This is a genomic window from Gimesia sp., from assembly GCF_040219335.1.
Classification (GTDB): Bacteria; Planctomycetota; Planctomycetia; order Planctomycetales; family Planctomycetaceae; genus Gimesia.
Map to the genome: position 1 here is coordinate 73,508 of NZ_JAVJSQ010000026.1, position 22,707 is coordinate 96,214.

At 52.2% G+C, this 22,707-nt stretch carries 14 protein-coding genes and 1 tRNA gene; 10 read left to right on the forward strand and 5 right to left on the reverse strand.

The features are described from left to right. Positions 1 to 2 precede the first annotated feature (2 nt). Positions 3 to 2,438, reverse strand: a complete 2,436-nt coding sequence (locus RID21_RS20295; protein ID WP_350192013.1) for a PSD1 and planctomycete cytochrome C domain-containing protein — start codon at positions 2,436 to 2,438, stop codon at positions 3 to 5. A 145-nt stretch (positions 2,439 to 2,583) separates the two neighbouring features. Further along, positions 2,584 to 4,050: a neutral/alkaline non-lysosomal ceramidase N-terminal domain-containing protein gene (locus RID21_RS20300; protein WP_350192015.1), complete on the reverse strand. Its 1,467-nt coding sequence runs from the start codon at positions 4,048 to 4,050 to the stop codon at positions 2,584 to 2,586. Positions 4,051 to 4,424: 374 nt separating this feature from the next. On the opposite strand from RID21_RS20300, the gene RID21_RS20305 reads away from it, so the two are divergent. From RID21_RS20305 to RID21_RS20325, 5 genes are all read left to right on the forward strand, one after another. Beyond that, positions 4,425 to 7,103 (forward strand): cation-translocating P-type ATPase, encoded by a 2,679-nt coding sequence (locus tag RID21_RS20305; RefSeq protein WP_350192017.1) that lies wholly within the window; start codon positions 4,425 to 4,427, stop codon positions 7,101 to 7,103. A 147-nt stretch (positions 7,104 to 7,250) separates the two neighbouring features. Next, a complete protein-coding gene (locus RID21_RS20310; RefSeq protein ID WP_350192020.1) occupies positions 7,251 to 7,613 on the forward strand; it encodes a hypothetical protein in 363 nt (120 codons plus the stop codon). Between the two features lie 166 nt (positions 7,614 to 7,779). Next, a complete protein-coding gene (locus RID21_RS20315) occupies positions 7,780 to 10,884 on the forward strand; it encodes a redoxin family protein (RefSeq protein WP_350192022.1) in 3,105 nt (1,034 codons plus the stop codon). A gap of 294 nt (positions 10,885 to 11,178) precedes the next feature. Continuing rightward, the gene (mgtE, locus tag RID21_RS20320; RefSeq protein ID WP_350192024.1) at positions 11,179 to 12,570 is read left to right on the forward strand and encodes a magnesium transporter; all 1,392 of its coding nucleotides are present in this window, start codon (positions 11,179 to 11,181) and stop codon (positions 12,568 to 12,570) included. A 237-nt stretch (positions 12,571 to 12,807) separates the two neighbouring features. Then, positions 12,808 to 15,342: a hypothetical protein gene (locus RID21_RS20325; RefSeq protein WP_350192026.1), complete on the forward strand. Its 2,535-nt coding sequence runs from the start codon at positions 12,808 to 12,810 to the stop codon at positions 15,340 to 15,342. A 51-nt stretch (positions 15,343 to 15,393) separates the two neighbouring features. Here RID21_RS20325 and RID21_RS20330 read toward each other — a convergent pair. Beyond that, positions 15,394 to 15,466: transfer RNA gene (locus RID21_RS20330), tRNA-Thr, on the reverse strand. A 376-nt stretch (positions 15,467 to 15,842) separates the two neighbouring features. On the opposite strand from RID21_RS20330, the gene RID21_RS20335 reads away from it, so the two are divergent. The 5 genes from RID21_RS20335 (at position 15,843) to RID21_RS20355 (ending at position 21,307) form a co-directional block, all read left to right on the forward strand. After that, positions 15,843 to 17,513: a CocE/NonD family hydrolase gene (locus RID21_RS20335; RefSeq protein ID WP_350192028.1), complete on the forward strand. Its 1,671-nt coding sequence runs from the start codon at positions 15,843 to 15,845 to the stop codon at positions 17,511 to 17,513. An 86-nt stretch (positions 17,514 to 17,599) separates the two neighbouring features. Further along, on the forward strand, positions 17,600 to 18,394 hold the full coding sequence (locus tag RID21_RS20340) for an NIPSNAP family protein (RefSeq protein ID WP_350192030.1): 795 nt from the start codon (positions 17,600 to 17,602) through the stop codon (positions 18,392 to 18,394). A gap of 394 nt (positions 18,395 to 18,788) precedes the next feature. Further along, positions 18,789 to 19,319, forward strand: a complete 531-nt coding sequence (locus RID21_RS20345; RefSeq protein WP_350192032.1) for an RNA polymerase sigma factor — start codon at positions 18,789 to 18,791, stop codon at positions 19,317 to 19,319. Further along, the gene (locus RID21_RS20350) at positions 19,306 to 19,968 is read left to right on the forward strand and encodes a hypothetical protein (RefSeq protein WP_350192034.1); all 663 of its coding nucleotides are present in this window, start codon (positions 19,306 to 19,308) and stop codon (positions 19,966 to 19,968) included. The genes RID21_RS20345 and RID21_RS20350 overlap by 14 nt, the downstream gene beginning before the upstream one ends. Before the next feature lie 142 nt (positions 19,969 to 20,110). Next, positions 20,111 to 21,307: a PDZ domain-containing protein gene (locus RID21_RS20355; protein ID WP_350192036.1), complete on the forward strand. Its 1,197-nt coding sequence runs from the start codon at positions 20,111 to 20,113 to the stop codon at positions 21,305 to 21,307. A gap of 93 nt (positions 21,308 to 21,400) precedes the next feature. Here the strand turns inward: RID21_RS20355 and RID21_RS20360 are convergent, their stop codons facing one another. Continuing rightward, entirely contained in the window at positions 21,401 to 21,943 is a 543-nt protein-coding gene (locus RID21_RS20360; RefSeq protein WP_145043160.1) for an inorganic diphosphatase, read from the reverse strand. 62 nt (positions 21,944 to 22,005) lie between these two features. Further along, a complete protein-coding gene (locus RID21_RS20365) occupies positions 22,006 to 22,518 on the reverse strand; it encodes an FKBP-type peptidyl-prolyl cis-trans isomerase (protein ID WP_502892625.1) in 513 nt (170 codons plus the stop codon). Between the last annotated feature and the right edge of the window lie 189 nt (positions 22,519 to 22,707).

Here is a 22,707-nt window from a genome sequence, read left to right on the forward strand (position 1 = left end):
GATCAGTCTCTCGTAATAAATTCATCCAGGTTCATAATGATGCGGGCCAGCTGGACCATCGCGGTCTCTGCTGGTTTCTGTGGTGGTTTTGCACCAGCTTGTTTCGCTTCCGCCAGATGTAGCAGATCGCTCCAGGCGGACTGCAGGGCGACCGCTTCCGGCTCACCGGCAGGACGCGACAGACAGCGCAGATACATTTCCTGAATCGCCGCGGAAATGTTGTCGGCGTGTTTCTCCTGCATCTGTTTTCCCAGTACTTCAGCACACTCGAAAAACATCGGACTATTGAGCAGAGTCAAAGCCTGCAGCGGTGTATTGGAACGTTCGCGACGACTGCAGGAGACGGTCGCATCCGGTGCATCGAACGTCATCAGCATCGGGAACGGCACCGTCCGTTTGAAAACAATATACATCCCCCGTCGATAACGGGCACTCCCCTGAGTAGCGGGCCATTTAACGCTCCGCCCCACATCGGTCACGAAGGCAGGCAGTGGTGGACGAATTCCCTTACGACCGATGGTTCGATCCAGCAGACCACTGGCGGTCAGATGAATATCGCGAACGATTTCCGCTTCGACGCGAAAGCTGTTCTGTCTCCAGAAGAGCAGGTTATTAACATCCTGAGGTACGTCACGTGCATTGGCGGCGGACGACATCTGATAGGCTGAAGACATCACAATCAGTTTGATCATCGCTTTGCGGCTCCAGTCGCGTTGTCTGTATTCGGAGGCGAGCCAGTCCAGCAGCAGCGGATGAGTGGGTGTTGCTCCTTTAGTGCCAAAGTCGTTCGGCGTTGACACGATGCCCCGTCCGAACAGATGCTGCCAGATGCGGTTCACCGCCACCCGTGCGGTTAATGGGTTCTCTTCCCGGAAGAGCCAGTTTGCCAGATCGAGTCGATCGGGCGCGGGCTGACGCGACTGCAGATCCGGCAGTACAGAGGGCGTTCCCGGACTGACCTTGTCTCCCGGACGATTATAAACGCCGCGAACATGCACGAACGTTTCGCGACGGTCTTTAGTCCGTTCCGTGAAAATCGGGGCACGCGTAGAGGGAGCCTGCGGCCGGGAGGAGAGGAGTTTCCCCAGCCTGGCTGAGAGCTTGTCCCACCCCTCTTTTTTCGTCTGATAAAACGGTTCCAGCTTTTTCAAATCGGATGAGCGTTTATAGCCCTTCAGAATCTTATCGATTTCCGTGCGCTGTTTTTCGTTGAGGTCTGCCTTTTCGTAAGTCTTGATTTCCTGCTGGCAGCGACCGTAATCGGGTTGCCAGTCAGCGAGAGCCTGCTGGTATTCCTGTTTTTCCCAGTCCCGCGTGACCTTGACCGTGGTCTCATCCGCATTGTTAAAGAAAGAATACAGCTGGTAAAATTCGTTCTGCGAAATGGGATCGTGTTTGTGATCGTGACACTCAGCACAGCCGAGAGTCAGTCCCAACCAGACCATGCCGGTCGTATTGACACGGTCGACGATCTCTTTAGTGCGGTAGAGTTCGAGATCGACGCCGGCTTCTGTGTTTTTCAGAGTATTACGATGAAAGCCAGTCGCCACCTTTTGCGAAACGGTCGACTTTTCAAACAAATCACCGGCTAACTGTTCTTTGGAGAACTGATCGAAGGGCAGATCCTGATTGATCGCATCGATGACCCACTCCCGATAAACCCAGACGTGCGGTCGTATGCTGTCGCCCAGGTAACCGGAACTGTCCGCATAGCGGGCCATGTCCAGCCAGTAGCGTCCCCAGCGTTCACCAAAATGGGGTGAGGCCAGCAGTTTGTCTACGAGTTTTTCGTAGCTCTGAGGATCGGTATCTGCCACAAAGGCTTCGACTTCGTCAGGCGCAGGCAGCAAGCCCACCAGATCCAGATACAGGCGGCGGATCAACGTCCGTCGATCTGCAGGAGGAGCTGGCTGGACACCGGCGGCTTGCAGTCGCGAAGCAATAAAAGCATCTATCGAGTTGCGAAGCGGGAAATGATCCGTCGATTTTACGTCCACGGGAACCGCTGGTTGACTCAGCGGAGCAAGCGACCACAGGAGCGGCGCTTCCAGCTCCAGTTTTTCCGGCCAGACAGCGCCCTCTTTGATCCAGCGACGAAGGATTGACTGCTCCTGTTCAGAGAGCGGAGGTGCCTCGCGGGGCATCTCGGCAACTCCGTTACTGGGAGTGATCAGATCCAGCAGGTAGCTCGCGTCCGGATCTCCAGGATCCACGATCTCCCCACTTTCGCCCCCGTGTAATGTTGCGTCCAGGGAATGCAGCGAAAGTTCCCCCTGTCGAACCCGTCTGTTATGGCAGACCAGGCAGTGCTGTTCCAGGATAGGTGCCACATCACGACGAAAGTCAACCGGCTCTGCAGCGCAGAACTGATTGCCAGCCATCAGGCACAGTCCACTCAGCAGAATGATCAGTGTGGTCCGAATTCTCGAATCAGTCATAAATCGACGATCTTTCGGGTTGCTCGCGGGAGGCTGGGATCGTGAGGCAGGATAAACACATCGGTGAGAGACCATTCTAACCCGGGTCACTCACCTGAAACAACCCCCTTATGGGCTACGTCCCACAGGGGGGACAGACTGCTGGTTACGAGTCTTCTTTTTTCAACTGGGCAAACAGTTCGAGCAACATGTTTACAATTTTGGTACTGGCGTCTTTTTCTACATAATTGGTTCCCAGCCAGGTTTCATAGCCCCCCAGCCGATGCTGCTCGGGTGTGGGCAGATAACCGAACGAACCATTGGCCAGTTCGATGGTAAATGTGGGCTGGAAGGGGCTGCGTTCTTTGAGCTCCAGACCGGTTTCAGTAAACGTTTCAAAAGGAATTGCACAGATTCCCAGTGAGCCGATCCGCATCACCTGCAGAGGGACTTCGATCTGGTCCGGCGCTTCCATGATTTTGGCAATCCGCTCTGCATAGATTTCTTCCCGTCGATGCTTTGCCCGGTTCCCGTCCCCAGCTTCGGATTTGATTTTCTCGAAGTGTGCCAGCATCTCCGGCGTTGGTTTGCGGAGTTTCAGAGGCAGTTTCGCAGCAGCGGCTCCCAGCGGGACCCAGTTATGATATTTGATGGTCTGCTGTGCTTCATAGACGCGGCTGGCCACCTTCTCAGCGACTTCCTGCATTTTTTCATAACGCTGGTAACGCTTGCCCCCCTTCTCGGTGAAATTGATGTTGTTCACATCACCACTGGTGCCGTTGGATAAAATACCGACAAAAGGTGGCGACTGATCCTGGGCCCCCAGTTTCTGTTCAATGTATTTCGCAAAGTAGCCGAAGTAATCAGCCGAGACATCACCGGACTGCACGCCGCCTACATAGTGCAGCGAGTAATTTGCCAGCAGAGCGATGGGGCGTCCCTTTTGACTTTGGATCGAAATAAAGCTGACCTGCGGGTCAGTCGGACCAGCCGGACGATCCAGGGCTTTATTTCCCCGCGGAGGATTCATGCGGACGCGATCCAGGCCACCAAAGGGATTGGTCAGCAGTGAAGTGTCATTTACATACCAACGACGGTTGAAGACTTCTGACGGCTCATCGACCTGTCCCCAGCCAATTCGTGCCGGCTCCAGTTGATACAGGGCACGACGCACGCCATCCGAGATCCGGCTGGCCAGGAATTTCTGATACTCGGTGAATTCGGTTTCCCGCAGCACTTTGGAAGGCCCCCGAGCCGTAGTAGCGGAATGCGTGTGCGTTGAAGCCATCAGCAGCTGTGATTTGGGAATGCTGGTATGTTTATGAACCTGCTCTTTCGCCAGATCGAAGACCGATTCCGGAATCCCGACGTTATCGCAGAGCACAATCGCCAGCTTGACCTTACCGTTATCGAGCACAATGCAGCGGGCGTGCAGTTCGTCGTGAATGCGTTTGGCGGGTATCGGTTTCCAGCCTCCCACAATCAGTTCGCCTAAGGGGGGAGTGATATTACTGGTGGCCGCTCCTGCCAGTAAGACAGGCTGTTTCTCTTCGGCTTGCGTTTTAACACACAAAGTCAGCGCCAGGGTAATGCAGATTGTTATTGGCAAGATGCGATACAGGTTCGAAAACATTTCCAGACTTCCTCTCAGATTCAATTCATCAGATGTGACGCTTTCTGCAGATTCCGCTGCAGACCGAGTTCATTCTAACCATCAACCGGCATTGATGCCAGAAGGAAGACCAGTTCAAAGCTGAGTCTGTTTCCGGCTGAACTGTTTTCGACAAAGATCGTCCCTCTTACAGGCCGTAGCTGAAATGGTTTTGATCCGTTAGAATCGAATGTGCGTTCCGATTCAGGACCGGTTCCGAATCGGAACATACGCCTTGATCCAAAGATTTGAAAGCCCATGAAATCAATACTGCGACTTCCTGACGTGATCCCTGGTTTCCAGGTTTACCTGTCACTTGCCAGCAACTGCTCTTCAACGGAGAGGAGTGTCGCCTGATGAACTCTGCAGACCACACCTCACCCGCCTGGTATCTGCTTGATGACAATGCTGCGGCAGACCGACTGCATTCCCCTGAGCAGGGATTGACTTCTGCGGAGGTCGAATCCCGCCAGGTCGAGTACGGTCTGAATGAACTCGTTGAAAAACAACGAAAATCAATCTGGATGATGTTTCTGGACCAGTTCAAAGATTTCATGATTCTGGTCCTGATCGCGGCTGCAGTCGTTTCCGGGATCATCGGCGAGCCAGCCGATACGATCGCCATCACCGTGATTGTATTACTGAATGCGATCCTCGGGTTCGTACAGGAATATCGGGCCGAAAAAGCAATGGCGGCACTGAAGAAGATGGCCGCCCCTTCCGCCAATGTGATGCGCGGAGGAAAAATCACAACGCTGCCGGTCAATCAACTGGTTCCTGGAGACCGCGTCATGCTTGAAGCGGGGAACATTGTCCCTGCCGATATGAGACTGACGGAAGCGGTCCAACTGCAGATCGATGAAGCAGCTTTGACTGGGGAATCACTGGCGGTAGAGAAACAGACCGGCCAGCTTAGCGAAGAGGAACTTCCTCTCGGTGATCGAAAAAATCTTGCTTTTAAAGGAACACTGATTACCAAAGGTCACGGCCAGGGAATCGTCACTGAAACCGGCATGCAGACCCAACTGGGACAAATCGCTGCACTGCTTCAGGACCAGGATCAGGGGCGCACACCGCTCCAGAAACGACTGGCGACGTTCGGTCAGAAACTGGCTTATGCCATATTCGCGATCTGTATCATCGTGTTTGTCGCAGGTCTCTTACGCGGTGAACCACCCTTGCTGATGCTGCTGACCGCAATCTCGCTGGCAGTCGCCGCTATCCCCGAAGCACTGCCTGCGGTGATCACGATTTCGCTGGCACTGGGTGCACGCAAGCTGGTCAAGCAGCAGGCACTGATTCGCAAACTCCCCGCGGTAGAGACCCTGGGATCGGTCTCATATATCTGTACTGACAAGACAGGAACCCTCACCCAGAACCGGATGACGGTCGAGCAGGTTTACCTTGACAGTCAGATCCGCTCTACGGATGAACTCCCAAAAACAGAATCTGGTTCTACAACCAGCCAAAGTCTCGCTGACAAACCGCACGCGGAATTACTACTCTCTGCCCTGTCACTCTGTAACGACACACGACTGGACGGCGAGGACGAAGTTGTCGGTGATCCAACAGAAACGGCACTCTTTGAACTCGCCCGGGAAAAAGGATTCCTGCGGGATGCGCTGGAATCCGCTTTTCCCCGCCTGGCTGAAATTCCTTTCGATGCGGAACGCAAACTGATGACGACTTTTCATCCCTGGAGCGATGGAAAAGTCGTATCGATTACCAAGGGGGCTGCAGAAGAGATCGTGGCCCGAGCAACACACCTCCAAGTGAAAGAGGGACTGACTGACATCGACCAGAGCCAGGTGATGCAGCATACCGAACAGATCGCCGGCGAGGGATTAAGAACACTTGGCTTCGCTTTGCGGATCTGGGACGCGGTTCCAGAGTCACTGATCCCGGAAGAGATTGAAGCGGACCTGACCCTGGTGGGGCTGGTCGGCATGCTGGATCCTCCCCGTCCGGAAGCAGCCGAGTCGGTCGCCCTCTGTCAGACTGCAGGCATCCATCCTGTGATGATCACCGGAGACCACCCGCTGACCGCAGCAGTCATCGCCCGACGGGTGGGAATCATTGATGAAGAGGAAACGGAATCGGTCATCACCGGAAAGGAACTTCAACCGCTTACACTTGAAGAGCTGGAAGCACGGGTGGAGAAAATTCGGGTTTATGCACGCGTTTCACCGCAACAGAAACTGAAGATCGTGCAGGCCTTACAGAATCGCGGTCATTTTGTAGCCATGACTGGAGACGGCGTTAATGATGCACCGGCCTTGAAACGCGCCGACATCGGAGTCGCAATGGGCATCACCGGCACAGATGTCTCCAAGGAAGCAGCCCACATGATTCTGCTGGACGATAATTTTTCTACGATCGTCAAAACGGTCAGAGAAGGACGGCGGATCTTTGACAACATTCGCAAATTTATCAAGTACACGATGACCAGCAACCTGGGTGAAATCTGGACGATCTTTCTGGCTCCCCTGCTCGGCCTGCCGATTCCGCTGCTGCCGATTCATATTCTGTGGATTAACCTGGTAACCGATGGTATTCCCGGCCTGGCTTTGACGGCAGAGCCTGGTGAAAAAAATCTGATGCAACGGTCACCCCGTCATCCCCAGGAAAGCATTTTTGCCCACGGACTGGGCGCGCATATCATCTGGGTCGGATTATTGATGGGAGCGGTTTCGCTGTTTACGCAAGCCTGGTTTATCGATCGCAGCCCGGAACACTGGCAGACAATGGTTTTTACTGTCCTCTGTCTGAGTCAGATGGGCCATGTGCTGGCAATTCGCTCAGAACGGGAATCGTTCTTTTCGCAGGGACCGTTATCGAACAAGCCACTATTTGGTGCCGTTCTGCTGACATTCACTTTGCAGATGGCCACGATTTATATTCCGATTTTGAACGAGGTCTTCAAGACCGCCCCCTTGACGGCGGCAGAGCTGGGCATCACACTTGCGCTCTCTTCAATTGTGTTCATCGCCGTGGAAGTAGAAAAAACATTCAAGCGAAAAAAGAGCTCGCACTGAAAACGAAAGAATGAAATTTCCACACGAATACGAAGCAAAAGAATCCTCTGATACGTTCTAGTTTCCGGTCTGATTAATCCAGGTTTCACCGGGTACGGTGGTGGAACAGACAATGAACGTCTTGCACAAACTTCGGTAGCTGGCACAGTGACCTACAATGGAACACCCGTTGAAGGAGCGAGCATTGCTTTTGTTCCCGTTGATCAGTCGAACGGACGCAATGCCAACGGTCTGTCGAACGCGGAAGGTCTGTTTCAGATGGGGACATTCGAAGGCACTGATGGTGTCGTGCCTGGCAATTACCAGGTCATGATCACGAAATTTGAAACATCCGAAACTCCAGAAGCACTACCGGAAGATGATCCCAATTACGATCCGAATCCCAAACCGCAACCTCCGCCTGAAAATCTGCTGCCGGAAAAATACGCGTCTGCCGACAACTCAGGCCTGACCGTCACCGTCGAGGATGGTAATGAAATTACTGATCTCAAATTTGATCTGCAGGATTAGGTTACTGTTTCAGCCTGAGCGCTCATTCTCCTGCTTTGTGAACCACTATAATGTAAGTGCGAATTTGCATCCCCAGTTCACCCGTGTATACTGACAGAACCACCCCAGATGAACACGCGGCTAGCGTGTATCGTTCGCTGAGGCAATTACTGTAAGGAGCACGGGAATGAGTCTGTTCAGGGTTACCGGCAAGGGGTCACAATTCATATCAACGCGATCACTGTATTCACTCTTCGCGATCGTACTCTTATCGCTTTGGGGATCTGCATTACAGTCAGCAGAACCTCAAAGCATTCAGGGAAGTTCTCCAGTCCAACTGGCATTGAAACCTGAACTCGGCTCAGCCGATAAGACAAAACAGCAGTCAGAGAAAAAACGACCTCCGCAGGTAGAAATTCTACAGACTATAGAGGATGGTGGAGGCTATGGAGCAGAACTGCATCGAGTCAGCATTTCGGGAACTGCACGCACTTTTGACGGTACACCACTGAAAAATGCAACCATTTATGTGGGGTCGGCAGCCAGACGCATGCCGGGCGGCTTTGAAATGTTGCGTGGCCAGACGCAAACTGACGCAACGGGTCATTACGAACTGAAAGAAATTCAACTCCTCGTAAATCGTGAACGTCCCAATCCGATTCCGAAACCTGCAGAAGGCAGATTCGAGATCTTCGGTACCTGCGATGGATACGGTTTCACCTGGCATGAGACCTGTTTTTACCGTCCCGACATCCGCCCCCAGGGAACCAAACTGGGCGATAAAAATGCGCGTGTTACAGAGAATGCGTTTTATCTGGATGAACCGTTGATTGTCGATCTGATGTTTGACCGCCCTGCTCTGCTCAAAGGCCGCATCACCGATAAACAGGGGCACCCACTCGCCAATGCCAAAGTACAACTGGGGCGTATTGACAGTCAACGAAATCCAACAGGCTGGGGCGTGCGCTCATGCCGTTTTCTGGGAAATGACAACCAGCCGATCAAAGACCCCTTCAGTTTCTCCAGCATCCGTGTTCTGCCCGCAGAATTTCGAGAAACACACACCGATGCAGAAGGTTTCTACGAATTCAAACAACTCCGTCGTGATACCAGTTATCTTACGCGAATCGACCCTGGCCCCACTTTTGATCCCTGGCAATCCACTATAGTCACCTCTCCTGCAGAGAAGGCAAACAACAAACGTCGGGGAGCGGTAGGCTACTCGGGAGAATTGAACCGGGAGTTTTTCGCGCCCCGCAATGTAACAGTACAAGTAGTGCAAGAGCAGACTGAGCAGCCGGTCGCTGGCGTGTTGGTGACAGCGCGATCTATCGGTCCCATTCGTCGCGCCAGGATTCAAGCCCGATCGGACAGCCGGGGTAATGCCCGTCTGCAACTGGTGCCCGGCGAATACAAATTAATCATTGAGCCCCAACCGGATCAGCCATTTTATTTTCAGAGCGAACAGTTTTTCGTAAAAGAGCAGCACGGCCCTGTTCAGCATACGGTTAAATTGAGACCAGCGGCGACTGTCATCTTAAAAGTCGTCGATGCGCAGACTGGCCAGCCGATTCCCGGAGTGCGGTTTAACTATGAATCTCCCGATTCCAGCGATCCCCGGCCTGTTTCCACTCAGTCGGTCTATGTCGATTATCCAAAAACAAACACGGCCGGGGAGATCCAGGCTTTCATGACACCCGGCCAGCGACGGTTCGTCGTAGCAGAACCATTAACGCTGGCACAGGCCGAGGGGAGCCGGGGCGAATTAATCAAACTACCCGCTGGCGAAGTGACCACAGTCGAATTCAAACTGAGCCAGCCGCAATTCGTCGATGCCGAATCGTTCAGAGAAGAGGTCAAACCGAATCCCGACTCAATCTATCCACCCGAATTACAGCTGAAATGGCACAGGCAGTCAGAGCTATTGCGAGGTTCCACAATGCGGGTAACGGCGCAATTGATGCTGGGACGACAACCCGGCCTGGATACGCAAGGCCTGCTGAAAGACCTGCGTGCACTGGATTCCTACCAGATACCTGATATCGACGCGTTGCTTAAAAAACACGGCGGAGAAATCAAGCGGGGAGGCCGAACGATCATGACTTCGACCGGTCAATACCACAAAGAAGAACGCCTGTATGAATGGCGCAAGCATCACCATGATGCACAGGGGAGACTCCTGCCCGACAGTATCTCATTCCGGGATGGATGGGAGACATTAACGTATGATGTTTCCAATAATCAGGCCTCGGTGTACCGGAGAAATTTTTTACATATCCATACGCCTAATGACTTCACGGACTGGCCTACCCTGCGTTTCCAGCGTCCAGCCCCTGAAGACCGGCCCAGGCCCGAAGTGGAAATCGAACAGTCAGGGCGACGCACGATCTACACCACTCAGACGGATTCGGAAAGCCGGGGACAGAAATTAACTTATCTCCAAAGACGTGTTTTTGACCGGGACACCGGTTTCATTTTTGAAAGTTACCTGAAAGAACCAACAAAGGGCCTGGAGCACGCCTCTCTGTATTTCGCGCCACAACAACTGGCCAATGGTCTGATCTTGCCGCGATTCTTTATCAGTTGGCGACGCTATCAGGGCAAACTGAATTTAGTAAACGTCTTTGAAATTGAAAAAGTCGAACTCTTCGACCAGTCACCCCCCGATGCGTTTGCCGTAGCGATACCTCCGGGAGCGGTCTTAGTCGACTCCCGTCACATTTCTCCGGAGGCTTCCAGGACCAGACCAGGCCGTCCCTACACGACGACCTTGAGAGGCCCGGTCACAGATTTTGCCGCATATCTGCAGCGTCATCCCCGGCACACCCCGAAGCTCGAACAGCAGGTGCACTACGGCAGGCCAGCTCCTGAAATCAAACCGGCCCGCTGGATGACGCGCGAAGGTGTCTCCTCTCCGCCGAATACGAAAGGCAAGGTCGTGCTGATTGATTTCTGGGGAACCCACTGTGGCCCCTGTATCTCACAGTTGCCAGAAGTTCGGACCGCCGCCCGTTACTACGCAGACCAGCCGTTCGTGTTAATTGGCATGCACGACAGCCATACCAGCGTTGCGGAATTGCAGGAGTTCGCACAAAAAGAAGAGATCGACTTCCAGTTGGCCATCGACCGTCCTTCGACCCGCAAAGGATTCTTTGGTGAAACCATTCGCAATTTCAACGTACGCGGAATTCCCTCGGCAGCCGTCATCGATCAACAGGGAAACGTGGCGTACGTGGGGTACTTCAGTGAAGCTTTGAAGACAGTCGATCGCCTGTTGAAAGAGAAAAAGTGACTCCATAATCCCCCCTGCATCACTGTCTCCATTGCGCACATGGATATTCTGTGCTCACAGTTTCTCTGCGTCTTCTGTTCAAACGCTCCCTCTCAGTCGACCTGATTTTAGACCGAATGTCCGTTTTTGCCCGAATTGAGTCGTAAACGTAAGTCGAATGGACTTCATTTTTTACGCGGTTTGACTATAAAATCAGTAGTCACGCGTTCCACGGGCTTTCACTTAAGAATTCAACTAAGACAGACAAATCCAACCTGAACCGGCTCAGCCTGTTCCAGGAAGGGAGAAGGATAAATGAACGACTCACAGCCGCTCAGCGAATCGACACATATCGAACTGCCTGACGTCTGGGATCAGCTGGATGAGATCGTCAAAGCTGGTGAATCCGCAGCGGCGATCAACTTTCTGAATGCGCTGCCCCCTGGGGAAGAAGCGCGTATTCTGGCACAGCTCTCCCTTGATGAACAGCAGGCGTTTTTGAAACTGCTGGATGGCGAACATGCCGCCTGGTTGATGGAGACGCTGCCAGAACTGCAGGCAGCACAGTTGCTCTCGTCCCTGTCGCCTGAACAGGCCGCTCATATTGTTGATGAAATGAACAGTGACGAGCAGGTCGACCTCCTGGATCAACTACCCGAGGAACAATCGGAAAAGATTCTGAAAGTCATGAATCCGGAAGAAGCGGAAAACGTCCGCTTCCTTTCGAAATATACCAGTCTCTGTGCCGGCGGTCTGATGATCACCGAGCTGCTCTCCTTTGAAGAGTCGCAAACGGTTGACGATGTGGTATCCGACCTCCGTCAGAATGCCGAACGATACGCCGAATATAATGTGCAGTACATTTACGTCATCAATCAGGACCTGCAACTGGTCGGTGTACTACGCCTGCGGGACCTGCTGATGGCGCCACCAGGTAAACGTCTTTCCAACCTGATGATTCCCAGCCCACTCTGTGTGCCTGACTCCACGAGTCTGCAGGAGTTACAGCACTTCTTTGATTCACACCCGCTGTTCGGTCTGCCAGTTGTCGACGAAGCCAATGTACTGGTCGGCGTCGTCCGACGGGAAGATGTGGAAGAGGCTGGGGAAGAACAGGCCGGTAAGACCTTTCTGCGATTTGCAGGGATTATGGGTGGGGAAGAACTCCGCAGTCTGCCACTCAAGATTCGCAGTGCCCGGCGTCTGTCATGGTTGAGCATCAACATTGTGCTGAATATTGTTGCCGCCAGTGTGATTGCCATGTATGAAGATACACTTTCCAGTGTCATCGCTCTGGCAGTGTTCCTGCCGATTGTTTCCGACATGAGTGGCTGCACAGGTAACCAGGCGATCGCGGTAAGTACGCGAGAACTGGTCCTGGGTGTGATTCGACCGCGCGACTGGATATACGTATTCAAAAAAGAATTCGCATTAGGTATGGTCAACGGCCTGGCCCTCGGGTTGCTGTTGGGCATCGTCGCCTATATCTGGAAAGGGAATGCTTATCTGGGCCTGGTAATCGGTGGCGCCCTGGCCGCGAACACCCTCATGGCAGTCTGTCTGGGTGCCCTGATTCCGATGGTTCTCAAAGGATTCAAACTCGACCCCGCCCTGGCCTCAGGTCCGATCCTGACTACCATCACCGACATGTGCGGATTCTTCCTGGTGCTCTCTTTAGCCCAGGCATTTCTGCCTTTGCTGACGTGAGAATCAGCATAAATCGACAACTTCAAGAGGCGAGAAACAACAGGCTGCTTCATAATCAGTAGAATCGCTTTATCTGGTATATCCCGGCCTGCATTCAGAGGAATTTCCACAGTTTCATTTCGCCTGCGCCCCCACTGCCGGTTTATGATCGGTGTCTTACAACACAGTTGCTGTCGCTGTGTTTCCCGATTGAGATAAGGCTCCCGGCCTGTCCTGCTCTTTCAAACCTGTAGTGCCATGAACAACAAAGTACAATCAAAAAACAGGGGAGCCCGTTACGCGATCATTGTCATCCTGTTCTGCTTTGCTGGTCTGGCAGCGGCCCGCTTGAATCAACTCTACTTCTTTTATCCGGATAGTGCCGACTATGTCCTGATGTCGCGGGGACTGGTGAATCATCTGGCGTATGAGCAGTTCGATTTTCCCGACTCTCCACCATTTACCCTGCGCCCCCCCGGCATGTCCCTGCTGTTGATTCCCGCTGCCTTAATCGCCCCCTACCATGCGATCCTGGCCAAAGTGACTGTCATTCTGTTCGGAACCCTTCTACTGGTGCTGTTCTACGCTTACCTCTGCAAACTTGAAGATACAACCTGCTCATCAACTACAGAAAGCGGCCCCGCGCGACGCTGGCCAGTGCTGTGCATGGTACTGCTCCTGGCGACTAACCCCTACTTCCTGCTCTTCTCAACGCTTATCATGAGCGAAATCCCTTTCATGGCATTGAGCCTGGGAATCCTCTATTTAATCGCCAGCGAGAACGAACAGAATCGCAAACGGAATCTGATTCTGTTGACCGGCCTGTTCCTGTTCCTCCCTCTGCTGCGGACCATTGGTATCGCACTGACACTGGCACTCGGGACGTGGGCAATCACCAGTCGGCAGCGCTGGCGCTATCTGATTCCGGTAGCTGGTTCGCTGGTCACTCTGGGACTTTGGATGCTGCGCAATCGCTCGTTGAACTCTGACCTTTACAGTTCCCTGATCCTGAACAATCTGCGGTCCGCTGGTCCCGTTGGTACTGTTATCTCTATGATCAATCGCAGTCTGACTCACTTTCAAAGTCTGTGCGAAACATTAATCCCTAACATGCCAGGGGCAACTCCCGCGTACGAACGCTACCTGCTGGATGGGCTGACGTTTCTGCCTGGACCGCTATGGCTGTACTCGTTAATAAGCCTGCTGGTACTGGCCGTTTCCATCTATGGGATGTTCCAGCTACGAAATCGGGGCGGCCTGCTCTGTCTGCCGTACCTCGTCTTCACGTTTGCGATTCTCTCTGTCTGGCCCTGGATGCAACCCCGGTTTGTTCTGCCACTGCTGCCTGTCATCCTCGCTTTTGTGCCTGCAGGACTGAGAGCGTTACTCAGTCGAATTACCAATTCCAACCCTGCTATTCGAAAGACGCTGGTCTGTCTGATTTTACTTCCTGCGATGGCCCTCCTCTGCGTTCAGACATATACCGATGCGCGGCTGGTGACAACCAATGTGCAGCTGCTGCGCAACGGCGAAACGTTTTATCAGACGCAGTACCCCTCGAGCCACTTCAGTAATTTTGTTGCCGCCGGCAACTGGATCAGAGAACAAACGCCACCTGAAACCAGATTTCTGACCAGGCGCAACGATCTCGCAACATCGGGACACCGCTTCCAGAAACTCGTCTATTTTGAAAAGACCAGCCCGGAACAGTTGCATGAGCAGATTCAATCGCTGGGCGCGCAATATATTGTCTGTTTCGATGAAAATACCATCGACGGTTTTCCCCGGCATCTGTTAAACGACGATCTGGTTTATCGTCTGACTCCCGTTTATGACGAACAGGGAGTCGTTATAATCAAAATCGAACCGAATTATGAGGGAACCATTCGTGAGGGCTACTGGCAGGAAACCGCAGGGCTGAATCGGGCCCGAATGATTCTGGAAAAGTTTCCGCAGCGGTTGTCAGCGCAGGTTTCTTATCTCAAACAGTTGCTGGAAGCGGAGCAATATAAAGAGGGCATTGATTTTGTTAAGCAACTGGGAACCGTGCAGGACGTTCACCTGACGAACTTTCTGGGCTGGGCCTATGTAGGGGATCGTCAGTTCCAGCAGGCACTGACAGAATTCACCAAAGCCAGCCAGATGCCAGGCCACGTCGCGCTACGCGGCAGTATTCAGCGCGGCATAAAACTCTGTGAGCAACAACTGTCGAATAAAGCCGTGAATACAAAACCGAATTCAGTGGAGACTCCCCAGCGAAATCTGCAGATCGCCCAGGCATTCTGGAAACTGACGTTTTATCGGAAGACGCAGCGGTACGCCCAAAAAGTGCTTGAGTCTCAGAACGCCGATAAGCAAACGAGTGACAAGGCACGTCTTATTCTGGCACGGTTTGATCTGATCAACGGACAACCAGAGCAGGCTTCCGCACAACTCAAACAGATTCAGGATCACGAAAACAAGGAATACCAGAGCTTATCCGAGCGACTTGAGCTGGAGAAGATGCTGGCCGAACTGAAACCAGATCAGCAAGAGGCGGTTTTGAAACTGGCTTCAATTTACCAGTCAGAGGGAATTCCCGGCAAAGCGCTTACTCTCCTGAGCAAAGCCCATGAGTTGATGCCTGCTGATCAAGCGATTCTTCAACGCCTGGCAGAACTGCAGCTGTTTTATCAGCTGCTCCCCGAAGCGGAGGCCACTTATCTGAAACTGAAACAGTTTTCCCCTGCGGATGGCGATGTGGACGCGGCTTTGAAAAAGATCGCCGATTTGAAGCAGGTTCCGCAGTTCTGAATCGATCGCAGAAGCAGAACGCAAGTCAGAGAGACTGGCAGAAAAAAGAAGAGCCGCCGAGGAGAGTCGAACTCCTGACCTACGCATTACGAATGCGTTGCTCTGCCAACTGAGCTACGGCGGCGTTTTGTTCCCGGTGCTTATGCATCTTGATACATCAGGCGTCCATCAGGTTCGCCCGGCGGGAATCGATTCAGCAGTCAGGTGGAGAATATTTCTCACTGCTGCTCTGCGGTAGCATACCCCCTTTTTATGGCTTGTGAAAGGATTCTGCCCCGATTTCAGCGCTGAAAAATCGATTTCCCGCCTCTGTCTGACTGCTGAATCAAGGGTAAGAATTTCTGCTGCACTGACGAAAACAGGGGGGATGTCGCTTCTGACTGTTGTACGGGTTCCGGAGACTCTTCAGATCTACCGGCGTTTATGCTTGCTGAATTGACGATGGTTGACCACAATCGAAGAAGAAATACCTGCCCTGAAAATCCAACCGGAGATAGCCCATGCGAAAACTGGCCCCTGCCTGCCTGTGGATGATTTTATGCCTCGTTCTCTGTCCTGCCTTGTTCGCGCAGGAAGCCCCGCCACTCAAATTTGAAAAAGGGGTCACTGAAAAACATGTCATGATCCCCATGCGGGATGGCGTCAAGCTCTCCGCCTACCTCTATATTCCTCAGGGTAAAGGCCCCTGGCCGGTTTTGATGGAACAGCGCTACGCCAGCCTGAGAGGCAAGGGGTCGCGGCTCTCATTCGCGGAAATGGCCGGACATGATTATGTGGTCTGTGCAGTCAACTACCGGGGTTCCCAGCAATCTGAAGGCACCTGGGTCGGCTACCGGGACCTGCAATGGGGTGAAAAGCAGGATGGCTACGATGTCGTTGAATGGCTGGCTAAACAACCCTGGTCGACTGGCAAGATCGGTACGTTCGGCAGCTCCCAGGGGGGCTATGCACAGAACTATCTGGCAGTGACACAACCGCCCCATCTGGTCTGTCAGTTCATGATCGATACGGGGCTCAGTCTGTATCATGAGGGTTATTTCATTGGTGGTGCAGCAAAACCAAATCGATTCAAGGGTATGGATGCTGTCTGCCGCGTGGCTGCTCACAACCGGGCTCTGATGGAAGAATGGTTTTCGCATCCCGATTACGACGAATACTGGCAGGCAGAAGACTGTACCCTGCATTTTGATAAGATGAACGTCCCCTGCTTTACTGTAGGCAGCTGGTACGACTTTATGTGCGTCGGCTCGATCCAGAGCTACATTGGACGCCAGCATAAAGGGGGACCGAATTCCCGCGGTCATCAGAAACTGTATATCGGGCCCTGGTTGCACGGCCGGTTCAATAAGGTCAATAAAGTCGGCGACATGCTCTACCCGGAGAATGCGAACTTCGACATGATGGCCGAGATGATCCGCTGGTTCGATCACTACCTGAAGGGAAAGCGGAACGAGATCGAAATTGATCCCAATGTCCGTTACTACGTGATGGGAGCGGTCGGTGAGCCGGGGGCACCAGGTAATGTCTGGCGGTCGACCAACGACTGGCCGGTACCCGTCGAAGAAACTCCTTACTACCTGCACCAAGATGGCAAACTGTCGACCTCTCAGCCGACGTCAGCAGACTCGTTTACCCAGTTGATTGCAGATCCATTGAACCCGGAAAAAATTGAAGGCCGGGGCTTCCCCGGTGCCCGCGATGCCCGTGTTGTTGAAGAGCAGGAAAATGTACTGACCTTCACGACCGACACACTGACCGAAGCTGTCGAATGGACCGGAAATGTGAAGGCTGAGCTGCTGGTCTCATCCTCGGCCAAAGATACCGACTTCATTGTCCGCGTCAGCGATGTCTATCCGGACGGGCGTTCGATTCTGATCATTGATATGATCCGTCGCGCCCGCTACCGGGATGGTTTCGAACAACAGAAATTCATGGAACCGGGAGAGGTTTACAAGGTCGGCTTCAATGTGGGCTGGCTGAGTCAGATCTTCAACAAAGGGCATAAAATTCGGGTGACCGTCTGTTCGACAGGAGCCCCATTCTATGAGCCGAACCCCAATACGGGAGAGCCGATTACAATCGAGTTTCCCGAGAAAGTGGTCGTCGCCAAAAACAAAATTCATCACAGCAGCGGACAGGCATCTCGTATTCTGGCACCTGTGAAACCTTGAGTTGTTGTGGCCGTACGCGACCGTCTTCATCCGTTTTGAACCAACTCAGAATCAAAAATCAGTTCAGGATAAAAAGTGAGGTAATCATGCAACAGAATCGAATTAAGCGACGCAGCCTGCTGGCAGGTATTTTGGTAACTGTTGTTGCCCTGGGACTGGGCCAGCCCGTGACCGCAGCAGAGCAGCAGAGTCAGGAATACTATGAACTGCGAACCTACCGCATTGCGAATGAGCAGAATCAGCAGGTGGTCAGTGACTACCTGGAACAGGCCCTGTTGCCGGCGCTGAATCGCGCGGGGATCAAGAAGGTGGGCGTGTTCAAAGAAATCGATGCCAAAGATGACTATTCCCTCTACATGCTGATTCCCTTTCAATCCCTGAATCAGCTGGCCAGCCTGAATGATAAACTGGAGACTGACAAAGCCTATCACGCAGCAGCCGCATCCTACTTCGCTATTCCTAAAAAAGATGCCCCCTACAGTCGGATTGAAAGTCGCCTGATGAAAGCCTTTAAAGGGATGCCGAATCTGGAAACCCCGAAAGGAAAAGGCCCCAACCTATTCGAACTGCGGACCTACGAAAGTCACAATGCGAATCTGGCCCGGCTGAAAGTAGATATGTTCAACTCGGGCGAGATTGACATCATGCGAGACGTACTGCTCGCTCCGGTTTTCTACGGCGAGATGCTGATCGGCGATGATGTACCCAACCTGACCTATATGCTTTCCGCCCCAAACCGGGAGGCACATGACAAACACTGGGAAGGATTCCGCAAGCATCCCGAGTGGGACCGTATGAAAAAGATGGACAAATACAAGGGAACTGTATCCAAGATCACAAACTGGTATCTGGAACCACTGCCTTACTCCGAGATCCAGTAAGAGAGCATCTGACAGTGTCCGCTTGACTATCAGATCCCAACTGACAGCCATCGACAGAGGTAGGGGCATTTTCGAATTCAGTCAAAATGACACGTCGCATCTGGTCGTCCAGGCAGTCGTCGCTATAATCGATATAAGTTGTTTTATCATATGGTGATAGTATAAGTTTGAACCATGGACATCCTTGTCAATCTGGCGAAACCCGGTGGGTTGGGATCACCATTTTCAAATGGATACCGTAAATATCCTGAAACGAGGTTAGATTCTGGTTCAGATTCCGTCTATTCTAGTGCATGTGAGTTAGACGAGTGTTGTTAATCTGGTAAGAGAAGCCAGTCCATTAACACTCTCCAATCGACTTAGATAATCCCTCTTCTAACGTATTGGAATTTGCATGCCTGATAAGCAGGCCAATAACTGGTCGGCAGAGATTGAGGCGGTCTATTTGCGTGAAGGACGAGAACTTTGGGCTTTATTATATGCCCAGTGTTCCGATTCGGATCGCGCATATGACGCGCTGCAGGAGGCATTCGTGCGTTTACATAGCCAAGAAGTAGAGTCAATTCGAAATATCCGGGCCTGGGTTTTGACTGTTGCTCAAAACTGGTTGCGTGACTATGCACGAAGGCAGAATCATGCAGCTAAGCCCGCAGATTTTTTGGACAATATTGTGGGAAAACCTGCAGACCCGTCAGAGGATCTGCAGAGAAATGAGACTAACAGCCGAATCCGGCTAGCACTTCAACAACTTCGATCCGAGGACCGCGAGGTTCTCGTACTTCGTTATGCACTAGGATGGTCATCAAAACGAATGTCAATTGCTCTGAATACATCAACTTCAGCAATCGACATGAGGCTTTCTCGCGCCAGAAAGCGCCTTTGTGAAGAGTTGGAAAAAGTGGGGATTGATCATGAAACCGTATGACACTTCAGGAATGCTCGAGAATGAAGATGAGCTGGAGAGTGTTCTGCGCGAATATTTCCAGCAGGAAATGCCTCCTGAATTGCAGGAGTTATCTGAACTCACCGACGAGGAATTTGAAGCTCACTACCGAAAGTTGCGAGCAGAAGAAAACTCTGTCCCCGTGGCACAGGAACCTGCTTCTCGTCGTGGCTTTCAATTGGGATTGCTGGTATCTGCTCTCTCGATCTGCCTCATGGCGGGACTGGCCAGCCTCTTTATGCAGAGGACTCCCGATGAGTCAGGACTGACAAGTCAGCCGACTGCTGAACCGACCATACAACCCGAAATTGAAAAACCCATCGTCGCAACTATTCCAGAGATTGAGCCGGATACGCTGGCAGTTCTGGATCAGGGAGAGACTCCCCTGGAGATGACCCCTGAAGTAAATGACAACATCAAAGAATCGATTGATATCACACTTTATAATACGGAACTCGGTCCGGTAGAACAGCGAACTGAATTGTCCTGGACAAACATCACTGTTGAAAATCCGGAAACTGGTTCTCACGTCAAGATGTCAATGCCTGAGCTCACCATTGATTTTGTGCCTGTCAACAAAGCCGGTCTGTCACTGATTGGTGATGAAATTGAGAGCCACGAGCAGCAGTAACAACTGTTGCGATCAATGAGCTGATAAAGCGGAATAAGTAGGAATTTAACGGGCCACAAAAAGGATGTTCGCAGCCGGGCCGGAATTTTAGTATTTTCCGGCACGAGGAAGGTCTTTTTTGAAACAAATCCAAGGCATTACAATGAAACAGTTTCGATGGTTCTTTTTGAGCGGGCTGATTACGTCTCTGATTGCCATTCAGACATCCGTAGCTGATGAGACTCCCCTGCAGGCACCAAAACCAGGGCAACCTCAATCTCTGCAGCAAAACCCTACCCTGAACCCAGCGCCGTCTACGTCAACAGACGCCGCTGGTCCGCAGGGAAAGTTCCGGGTTACTACGCGATCAACCGGCGAGACCGAAATGCGGAACTTCGTGGGTGTCGTCACGGAACCGATCCCAGCTTACCTGGAAGCCCAACTGCACGACATGCTGACAGCAGGACAGGGAATCGGTATCAAGATGGTTGTGCCAGATTCTCCTGCCCAGCAGGCAGGTCTCAAACCATTTGATGTTCTAACGAGCTACAACGGCAAAGCCATCACCTCATCTGATATTCTAAGGAAGTTTGTCCTCGATTCAGACAAAGGTGAGACCATCCAGCTGGAAATCATCCGCGCGTCCAGAAAACAGACGGTTGAACTGACCCTGACTCAGAAACTGTTTCGATACTACAAGTTTCAGGTCACCCCTCTCGGTCAGAAACCGCAAATGGCGGACAGCAACCAGAACAAAAAAACCCCAAAACCAGATACCGGCAAAGATGCACCCATTGCAGCCCGTTCCACGGAAACGGATCCACTCGGAAGAAAAGAGCCACTGAATTTCAGCACTCCAACCACAATCAGCACCCACAACCTTTGTCTGCTGTTTGTAGGTAAAGCCAAAGGGGATTATTCTGTCGAAGTCAATTACCAGGATGAGACCGAGACTCTGCAGTCTTATCAATTCACTGGCAATCCCCGGGAAATCACAGAGCAGATTGTCGACCTGCCTGAAAACGTGCAGTTAATCATCAATGAACGCCTGAAAGAGCTGAAGCTGGCACTGCAGGGCAAAGCCAGTTTTCGGTTGCAGATCAAACCACATATGCAGGGGAAGGATCGCTTTACCCGCGTACTTTTGAGCCGGGCGACAAAAGAGAAGTCGGTTCGCATGGTTGAACTGGACCATCCGCTGGGAAACAGACCGAGCCTGAATGTCAATCAGATTCTGGGAAATCAGGTCTTCACGAATGAACTGGAACAACTGACACCAGCGATCCAGGAACAGATTCGCACCATGCTGCATCGCATCCGGATTCCCACCATCCGGGTCCATGCAGACAGCCCGATCTAAGCTGATTAGAAACAACAGGAACAAACAATTCAGGCAGCTGATTCCATAGGGAACCGGCTGCCTGTTTTTGATTGTTTGTAGTCGCAGTTGATCTTATAGAAAACCGCGACGTCGCTGGCTGCTGTACCGCTGCAGCGAATCTTCGATGATCGGAAACGCTTCCGAGGCTGCCTGAAATTCTTCGACCTCAACCGTCTTGCCTTCCAGCATTTTGTAATCCTGGAAGAATCGTCTGAGCATGGCCAGACGATGTGGTGGTAGTTCAGAAGCATCAGTATAGGGATTGTATTCCGGATCATTCACGGCGACCGCCAGAATTTTATGGTCTGGTTTGCCGCTGTCGATCATGGTCATCACCCCGATAGCCCGGGCATCCAGAATTGTCAGGGGGTCTACCGGTTCCTGACAGAGTACCAGAACGTCCAAAGGGTCGTCGTCTTCAGCCAGAGTCTGGGGAATGAACCCATAGTTGGCGGGATAATGGACTGCTGAGTAGAGCATCCGGTCCAGCCTGAGCAGGCCCGTGCCTTTGTCTAACTCATATTTCACTTTGGAAAAAGTAGGAATTTCAATAACGGCCGTGAAATCGCGAGGCAGGTTTTGCCCCGGAGTCACATCGTGCCAACAGTGGGTCACTGCTATTCTCCTGAATGATGGCTGAATAGTATCAAGAATCAGCTGAAGTTGCGCAACATCAACTAATTCACTTTAAAGAGTTCCACTTTGAAATGAAGAGTGGCATTACCGGGAATCACTGGTGGAGCACCAGCGGCACCATAACCCAGTTCCGGCGGAATGACCAGTTCGACCTCTCCCCCTTCACCGATGAGCTGAAGACCTTCGGTCCAACCAGAAATCACACCGTTCAGAGGGAATGAAATTGTCTCTCCCCGTTTGTAGGAGCTGTCAAATTCGGTACCATCTTCCAGAGTGCCCCGATAATGAACGGTCACCTGATCCTGAGGACCGGGCCTGGTGTCATTTCCCTCACGCACGATACGATACTTGAGTCCGGAGGCGGTTGTTGAATATCCGGGGTTTGCTTCGTCTGCCACGGCTACTTCCATTTCTGTTTGCTGATTGTCTGCTGGACTGACTTGCGCTGAGGCTGCCGGGGGATCAACCTGTTCTCCCTGGCGAACATAGTTACTACAGCCAGTGGCTGTCAGGCAGATCAGACTGCATCCCAATAAAAATCGTGTTTTTTTCATAGGTTGATTACCTTTGTATCAGGCAAATAATAATACTGCGGGCCTATTCACAGAATTGCCTCTGAGCGATAACATAACGGATAGGACTATCGGTTGCACCACCAAGCTGTCCTAGTTTAGTGGACTTCAGAAAAGATTATGGGATTCTGATGTCTGCCGGCAATCCGGGCACTGATTCTGAAGTTGCAG

Excerpts from the sequence above, each read along its gene's own strand:
- RID21_RS20295 (WP_350192013.1), bottom strand. The coding sequence starts at position 2,438 with ATGACTGATTCGAGAATTCGGACCACACTGATCATTCTGCTGAGTGGA.
- RID21_RS20300 (WP_350192015.1), bottom strand. The coding sequence starts at position 4,050 with ATGTTTTCGAACCTGTATCGCATCTTGCCAATAACAATCTGCATTACC.
- RID21_RS20305 (WP_350192017.1), top strand. The coding sequence starts at position 4,425 with ATGAACTCTGCAGACCACACCTCACCCGCCTGGTATCTGCTTGATGAC.
- RID21_RS20315 (WP_350192022.1), top strand. The coding sequence starts at position 7,780 with ATGAGTCTGTTCAGGGTTACCGGCAAGGGGTCACAATTCATATCAACG.
- mgtE (WP_350192024.1), top strand. The coding sequence starts at position 11,179 with ATGAACGACTCACAGCCGCTCAGCGAATCGACACATATCGAACTGCCT.
- RID21_RS20325 (WP_350192026.1), top strand. The coding sequence starts at position 12,808 with ATGAACAACAAAGTACAATCAAAAAACAGGGGAGCCCGTTACGCGATC.
- RID21_RS20335 (WP_350192028.1), top strand. The coding sequence starts at position 15,843 with ATGCGAAAACTGGCCCCTGCCTGCCTGTGGATGATTTTATGCCTCGTT.
- RID21_RS20340 (WP_350192030.1), top strand. The coding sequence starts at position 17,600 with ATGCAACAGAATCGAATTAAGCGACGCAGCCTGCTGGCAGGTATTTTG.
- RID21_RS20345 (WP_350192032.1), top strand. The coding sequence starts at position 18,789 with ATGCCTGATAAGCAGGCCAATAACTGGTCGGCAGAGATTGAGGCGGTC.
- RID21_RS20350 (WP_350192034.1), top strand. The coding sequence starts at position 19,306 with ATGAAACCGTATGACACTTCAGGAATGCTCGAGAATGAAGATGAGCTG.
- RID21_RS20355 (WP_350192036.1), top strand. The coding sequence starts at position 20,111 with ATGAAACAGTTTCGATGGTTCTTTTTGAGCGGGCTGATTACGTCTCTG.
- RID21_RS20365 (WP_502892625.1), bottom strand. The coding sequence starts at position 22,518 with ATGAAAAAAACACGATTTTTATTGGGATGCAGTCTGATCTGCCTGACA.